This window comes from Saccharopolyspora sp. NPDC003752 (assembly GCF_053605825.1).
This window is the reverse complement of record NZ_JBSGJZ010000045.1, coordinates 56,134-62,484: the sequence shown is the minus strand read 5'-3', so window position 1 is coordinate 62,484 and position 6,351 is coordinate 56,134. Positions and strand designations below refer to the sequence as shown.

At 70.8% G+C, this 6,351-nt stretch carries 7 protein-coding genes; 6 read left to right on the top strand and 1 reads right to left on the bottom strand.

The genetic code is table 11. The features are described 5' to 3' along the window. The coding region (locus tag ACWEV3_RS36925) for a hypothetical protein (RefSeq protein ID WP_452618338.1) at positions 1-212 on the top strand (212 nt) is incomplete at its 5' end. A gap of 16 nt (positions 213-228) precedes the next feature. Here the strand turns inward: ACWEV3_RS36925 and ACWEV3_RS36920 are convergent. Next, positions 229-849 carry a TetR/AcrR family transcriptional regulator gene (locus ACWEV3_RS36920; protein WP_093262309.1) on the bottom strand — a complete coding sequence of 207 codons (621 nt, stop codon included), beginning with the start codon at positions 847-849 and terminating at the stop codon, positions 229-231. A gap of 127 nt (positions 850-976) precedes the next feature. Here ACWEV3_RS36920 and ACWEV3_RS36915 point away from each other — a divergent pair, with 127 nt between their 5' ends. The 5 genes from ACWEV3_RS36915 to ACWEV3_RS36895 all read left to right on the top strand — a co-directional run bounded on the left by ACWEV3_RS36915 (position 977) and on the right by ACWEV3_RS36895 (position 6,316). Further along, a complete protein-coding gene (locus tag ACWEV3_RS36915; protein WP_452618337.1) occupies positions 977-1,999 on the top strand; it encodes an alpha/beta fold hydrolase in 1,023 nt (340 codons plus the stop codon). A gap of 97 nt (positions 2,000-2,096) precedes the next feature. Continuing rightward, a complete protein-coding gene (locus tag ACWEV3_RS36910; protein WP_452618336.1) occupies positions 2,097-3,152 on the top strand; it encodes a DUF3152 domain-containing protein in 1,056 nt (351 codons plus the stop codon). A 181-nt stretch (positions 3,153-3,333) separates the two neighbouring features. Next, positions 3,334-4,506 carry an adenylyltransferase/sulfurtransferase MoeZ gene (gene moeZ / locus ACWEV3_RS36905; protein WP_358303760.1) on the top strand — a complete coding sequence of 391 codons (1,173 nt, stop codon included), beginning with the start codon at positions 3,334-3,336 and terminating at the stop codon, positions 4,504-4,506. A gap of 147 nt (positions 4,507-4,653) precedes the next feature. Beyond that, positions 4,654-5,451, top strand: a complete 798-nt coding sequence (locus tag ACWEV3_RS36900) for a TIGR02569 family protein (protein ID WP_132483250.1) — start codon at positions 4,654-4,656, stop codon at positions 5,449-5,451. Positions 5,452-5,494: 43 nt separating this feature from the next. Further along, the gene (locus tag ACWEV3_RS36895; protein WP_452618335.1) at positions 5,495-6,316 is read left to right on the top strand and encodes a uroporphyrinogen-III synthase; all 822 of its coding nucleotides are present in this window, start codon (positions 5,495-5,497) and stop codon (positions 6,314-6,316) included. Positions 6,317-6,351: the final 35 nt, after the last annotated feature.

Sequence of the window (6,351 nt, the reverse complement as noted above, 5' to 3'; positions counted from 1 at the left end):
TCCATCTACCAGGAGCTTCACCATTTCCCCCGCAGCGACACGCCTTCCCGCCCACCTCACCTGCAAAGATCAGGATGAAAAAGGCTCAATGGAAACCGAACCTTCGATTTCAATGGAAATTGCGGGACATCGGCGTGTCGCATCACGACACGCCGTTGCCTGTGGACAACTTCCGCAATTTCAATGGAAATCGGACCTCTGATTTCCATTGAAATTGCGGGTTGACGGTCAGGGGTTCTGGAGGGGGAAGCCTGCGAGGCCCTTCCAGGCCAGGGTGGACATCAGGCTCACCGCTTCGTCGCGGGAGATCGTCTCCCGGGCGTCCAGCCAGTAGCGCGCCGTCACCTGGCTCAGGCCGACCAGGCCCACCGCCAGCAGCCGCGCGCGCTCCGCGTCCAGCCCGGCGTCCGCCGTCACCGCCTCGGTGATCGCGTCGATGCACCCGGACAGGGCGCCCTCCACGGCCTTCTCCACGGCCGGCTCGCCGCGCAGGTCCGATTCGAAGACCAGCCGGAACGCCTGTCCCTCGCCGGCCACGAACTCGTACAGCGCGCCGATCGCGGCCCGCACCCGCTGCTTGTTGTCCGACGTGGACGCGATGGCCTCGCGCACCCGGCGCACCAGCTCGTTGCCGTGCGTCTCCAGCAGCGCCAGGTAGAGCTCCAGCTTGCCCGGGAAGTGCTGGTAGAGGACCGGCTTGCTGACTCCCGCCCGCTCCGCGATGTCGTCCATCGCCGCCGCGTGGTAGCCGTTGTGCACGAAAACGTGCTGAGCCGCCTCGAGCAGCTGTGCCCGGCGTGCGTCGCGGGGCAACCGGACACCTCGGCTCGGCTGCGCGGTCTCGGTCATCCTCGCCTCCACCCGATTCCTTCCACTCGCGCTCGGCGGCCCTCCGGCCCCCAGTGGGGCATGACTCTACTCGCCGGTAGAGGCAGGTAGCGAAATCCGGGCTCAGGCGGGCAGCCATGCTGTGGGTGTGACCACGACTACGTCCGCCGCTCCGCCGCACCGCCGATCCCGGCTAGGCCGATCCGACCTGACGTGGGTACCGCTGGTGGCCGATGGCGTCCCGCCGATCGACCTCGCGGCGAAGCCGCCGCCGGGGCGGCACGCCGAACTGACCACCCGCTCGGGCCCGCTGCGGCTGCACCTGCGGGAGACGCCGGGGCCGTCGCCGGCGGCGCCGACGGCAGTGCACCTGCACGGGCTGGCCGGCTCGTCGACGAACTGGACCGATCTGGCCGGCCTGCTCGCCGGGCGGATGCGCAGCATCGCGCTGGACCTGCCCGGTTTCGGGCATTCCGAGCCGCCGCCGGGGTACGCCTTCACCCGCCAGGCGAACGCGGACGTGGTGATCCGGTTCCTGGAGCAGCTCGACGCCGGGCCGGTGCACCTGTCCGGGAACTCGTTCGGCGCAGCGGTGGCCATCGAGGTGGCGGCGCTGCGGCCGGACCTGGTCGCGTCGCTGGTGCTGATCTCGCCGGCCATGCCCGACCTGCGGCTGGATCCGCGGCGGCTCTCCGATCCGCGGATCGCGGTGGCGATGGTGCCGGTCCTCGGCAACCGCACGCGTCGCGAGCTGGCGATGGTGCCGCCGGCGGCCCGGGCCGAGCAGCTGCTGCGGCTGTGCTTCGCCGAGCCGGACGCGGTGCCGCCGCACCGGCTCGCCGAGGCGGTCGCGGAGTTCGAGGAACGCAGCCGGCTGTCGTGGTCCGGCCCGGCGCTGGGCCGGACCACCGTGGAGCTGCTGCGCTCCTGGCTCGTCCCGCCCGCTCGCTCGCTGTGGCGACGGCTGCCCGAGGTCGTCGCTCCGTCGCTGGTCGTGTGGGGTAGCGCCGACCGGGTCGTGACCGTACGCAAGGCGCCGCGCACCGCGATGCTGCTGCCGCGCGGCCGGCTCCTCGTGCTGCCACGAACGGGCCATGTTGCCCAGATGGAGCGGCCACGCGTGGTCGCCCGCGCGTTCCTCGGGTTGGTGCAGGCCGGCGCCCGGTGGTGACCGGTTCGCGTTGCTCCGAGTGGCCCCAGATGTTGCGGTCACCCGGAGTGGCCGGTGGTTGCTCAAGGTGCCGGAGGGCCTGTGGCACGCTTAGAGCGTGAATCGTCCGCCGCAGCGATCTCGTGCCTCCGCGTCCGACCGCCGACCGGCGGGGCGGACGAGCGCTCGCACGGGTTCTGGGGAACGTCGCCGCGGCGAGCCGCTGGCCGCCTCCTGGAATCCCGTCTCCGAGCCGGAGCCCGAGGACGTCGACGATGCGGACGAGCGCGACGATGACGTGCGGCCCCGGCGGCGCCGCCGGGGAGTCCACGCGCGCTACGGCTGGCGGATCTACGCGCTGCCGCTGCTGATCGTGATCAGCGCGCTCGTCGTGTTCCAGACCGTCCGGCCCTCCGGGGACGGTTCGGCCACCGAGCTGCTCGACCCGATCGCCTCGGACGCGCCGGATGAACCGATCGTCACCGAGGCGCCACCGGGGCAGACCTTCAACCCCGCGCTGTTCTCCGCCGACCTTCCGCCCGGCGGACCGATCCCGGAGACCGGCGCGCGCACCTTCCAGGTGCTGCCCGGCAAGTCCGAGGTGATCGGGTCGGGCCAGCTCTACCGGTACAGCGTCGAGATCGAGGTCGGCGTCCAGATCGGCAACCCGAACGTCGAGTTCGGCAATCTGGTGCAGGCCACGCTGTCCGATCCGCGCAGCTGGACCAACCCGCAGGGCGGCGGGATCTCGCTGCAACGCGTGGACGCCGGCGGCCCGCGGCCGGACTTCCGGGTCATCCTGGTCAGCCAGCAGACCGCGCGCGAGGCCTGCGACTACAGCAACGGCGTGCCCTACGACAGCTCCTGCCGCAAGGGCGACATGGTCTACCTCAACGCCGCCCGCTGGGTGCGCGGCGCGGTGTCGTTCGAGGGCGACATCGGCAACTACCAGCGCTACGCGATCAACCACGAGGTCGGGCACGTCTTCGGCAACAAGCACGTCGGCTGCCCGGTGCAGGGCGGGCTGGCGCCGGTGATGATGCAGCAGTCGTTCAGCGTGTCCAACAACGAGCTGCACGAGCTGAACAAGATCGCCGACCAGGGCACCGACATCCCGGCCGACGGCTTCGTCTGCAAGTACAACGCCTGGCCGTTCCCGACCGCCGGCGGCTGAGCCGATCTTCGCGGGCCTTTTCGTCCCGGATCGTGGGAGTAGTTTGGGTTGCGGAAGCCCATCGGGGAGTCTTGCGTTGCAGATTCCGTGAGGCCCTGTTCGGGTGCCCTTCGGGGACGCTTGAGGTGCCGCTGCCAAGCTCCGAGAGCAGCAGGCACCGACCATTGAGGAGGAGCTGGGAATGTCCGGCGCATCGTCGCTGCCGCCGCTGGTCGAACCGGCGTCGGAGCTGACCAAGGAAGAGGTCGCGCGCTACAGCCGCCACCTGATCATCCCGGACGTCGGGATGGACGGGCAGAAGCGGCTGAAGAACGCCAAGGTGCTGGTGGTCGGCGCCGGCGGGCTCGGCAGCCCGGCGCTGCTGTACCTGGCCGCGGCCGGGGTCGGCACGCTCGGCATCGTGGAGTTCGACGAGGTCGACGAGTCGAACCTGCACCGCCAGGTCATCCACGGGCAGTCCGACCTCGGGCGGCCCAAGGCGGAATCGGCCCGCGACTCGATCGCCGAGATCAACCCGTTCGTCAAGGTGAACCTGCACCAGACGCACCTGACGTCGGAGAACGCGCTCGACATCTTCCGCGACTACGACCTGATCCTGGACGGCACGGACAACTTCGCCACCCGCTACCTGGTGAACGACGCCGCGGTGCTGCTCGGCAAGCCGTACGTGTGGGGGTCGATCTTCCGCTTCGAGGGCCAGGCCAGCGTCTTCTGGGCGGAGCACGGCCCGAACTACCGCGACCTGTACCCCGAGCCGCCGCCGCCAGGCATGGTGCCGTCCTGCGCCGAGGGCGGCGTGCTGGGCGTGCTGTGCGCGTCGATCGGCTCGATCATGGTCAACGAGGCCATCAAGCTGATCACCGGCATCGGCGAGACCCTGCTGGGCCGCCTGATGATCTACGACGCGCTGGAGATGAGCTACCGCACGGTCAAGATCCGCAAGGACCCGAACGCCACGCCGATCACCGAGCTGATCGACTACGAGGCGTTCTGCGGTGTGCTCTCCGGCGACGCCCAGCAGGCGGCGGTGAACAGCACGATCACCCCGCGCGAGCTCAAGGACATGTTCGACCGGGGCGAGAAGTTCGAGCTGATCGACGTTCGGGAGCCGCACGAGTACGAGATCGTCAAGATCGAGGGCTCGAAGCTGATCCCGAAGGACCGCATCCTCTCCGGCGAGGCGCTGTCCGAGCTGCCGCAGGACCGCAAGATCGTCCTGCACTGCAAGTCCGGCGGGCGTTCGGCGGAGGCGCTGGCGGCGCTGCACAAGGCGGGATTCTCCGACGCGGTGCACGTCGGCGGCGGTGTCCTCGGCTGGGCCAACCAGGTCGACCCGAGCCTGCCGACGTACTAGGTCGAACCCCGAACCCGCTCCGCACCGAGGTGCGGGGCGGGTTCGTCGTCCGAAAAGACACCACGGTAGTCGCGAAATCGCGGGATCGGATGCGGCGCGCGGAGTGCCTGCTACGGAAATCGCGATCATTTAGGTAGCGTCTCGTCCGTGACCCACACGCCGGAGCCGCCACCGCCGCACGTGCGCGCGGCATTCGGCGCGCGCGTCGAAGAACCCGAGCCGCTGGACGGCGCGGTCGCTTGGCGGTGCGGTGAGATCGTGCTCAAGCCGGCCGCCAACACCGCCGAGGCCGCTTGGGTGGCGCAGACCCTGGACCTGCTGGAGCCCGACGACGTGCGGGTGTCCCGCCCGGTGCGCTCCACCGACGGTCGCTGGGTGGTGTCCGGCTGGTCGGCCAGCCGGAACCTCGAAGGCCAGGCCGAGCCGCGGCACGACGACGTGGTGGCCATGTCGCTGCGGCTGCACTCGGCGAGCCGGTTCCTGGCCCGGCCGCGGTTCCTGCAGGCGCGGCAGGACATCTACGCGCTGGCCGACCGGATGGCCTGGGGCGAAGAGGAGTACGTGCTGCCGCAGGAGAAGGGCGGTCGGCTCTACGACGTGCTCGCCGGGTCGCGGCGGGAGGTCGACCTCCGCCCGCAGGTGGTGCACGGGGACCTGTTCGGCAACGTGCTGTTCGCCGAGGACGTGGCGCCCGGCATCATCGACTTCAACCCGTACTGGCGGCCCGCCGAGTGGGCCGCGGCGGTGGCGGTGATCGACGCCCTGGCGTGGGGCGGGGCCGATCCGGCCATCGTGGAGCGCTGGTCGCACCTTTCGGAGTGGCCGCAGGCCCTGCTGCGGGCCCTGCTGTTCCGGCTCTCGGTGCACGCGCTGCACCCGCGCTCGTCGTCGCAGACCCTGACGGGCCTGGAACGCGCATCCCAGATGGTCCTCGAAGTCCTCTGACCGGTTGCCCTGCCCGGCGCCGGGGTTGTGTGACGATTGGGCGGTGCAGGGAGTGTTGAGCGGCTTCACCGTCGGCGTGACGGCGGAGCGCAAGGCCGCCGAGATCGGGTCGTTGTTCAGCCGCCGCGGTGCTCGCGTGCTCTTCGGGGCGGCGATGCACACGGTGCCGCTGCCCGAGGACGGCGAGCTGGCCGCGGCGACCGGGGAAGTCCTCGCGGCGCCGGTCGACTACGCGGTGGCGGTCACCGGTGTCGGGTTCCGGGGCTGGATCGAGGCGGCGCAGCACACCGGCGTCGGTGACCGGCTGCTGGCGCACCTGCGTTCGGCCGAGGTCCTGGCGCGGGGTGCGAAGGCGCGCGGCGCCGTGCGCGGTGCCGGGTTGGTCGAGTCCTGGACCTCGCCGTCGGAGGAGTCCGCGGAGGTCTTGGAACACCTGCTGGCGCGCGATCTCGCCGGGAAGCGGATCGTGCTCCAGGTGCACGGCGATCCGATGCTGCGGTTCCGCGAAGCGTTGCGGGCGGCGGGTGCCGAGGTGGTGGCGGTGACCGTCTACCGGTGGACGGATCCGGTGGACCTGTCCGCATTGGACCGGTTGATCGACGCGGTGCTGCGGGGCGAGGTGGATGCGCTGCCGTTCACCAGCGCGCCGGCCGCGACCAACCTGCTGGCCCGCGCGGACCGCACCGGGCGCGGCGAGGATTTCCGGGAAGCGTTGCGCGACAAGGTGTTCATCGCCTGCGTCGGGCCGGTCACGGCGGCGCCGATCGACGCGGCGGGTCTGCCGTACGCGATGCCGGACCGCGCCCGCACCGCATCGCTGGTGCGGCTCGTCGCGGACGAACTCCCGAAGCGCTCCGCGCGCTGACAGTCCACAGTGGTCGATTTTGGCGGCGGTCGGTT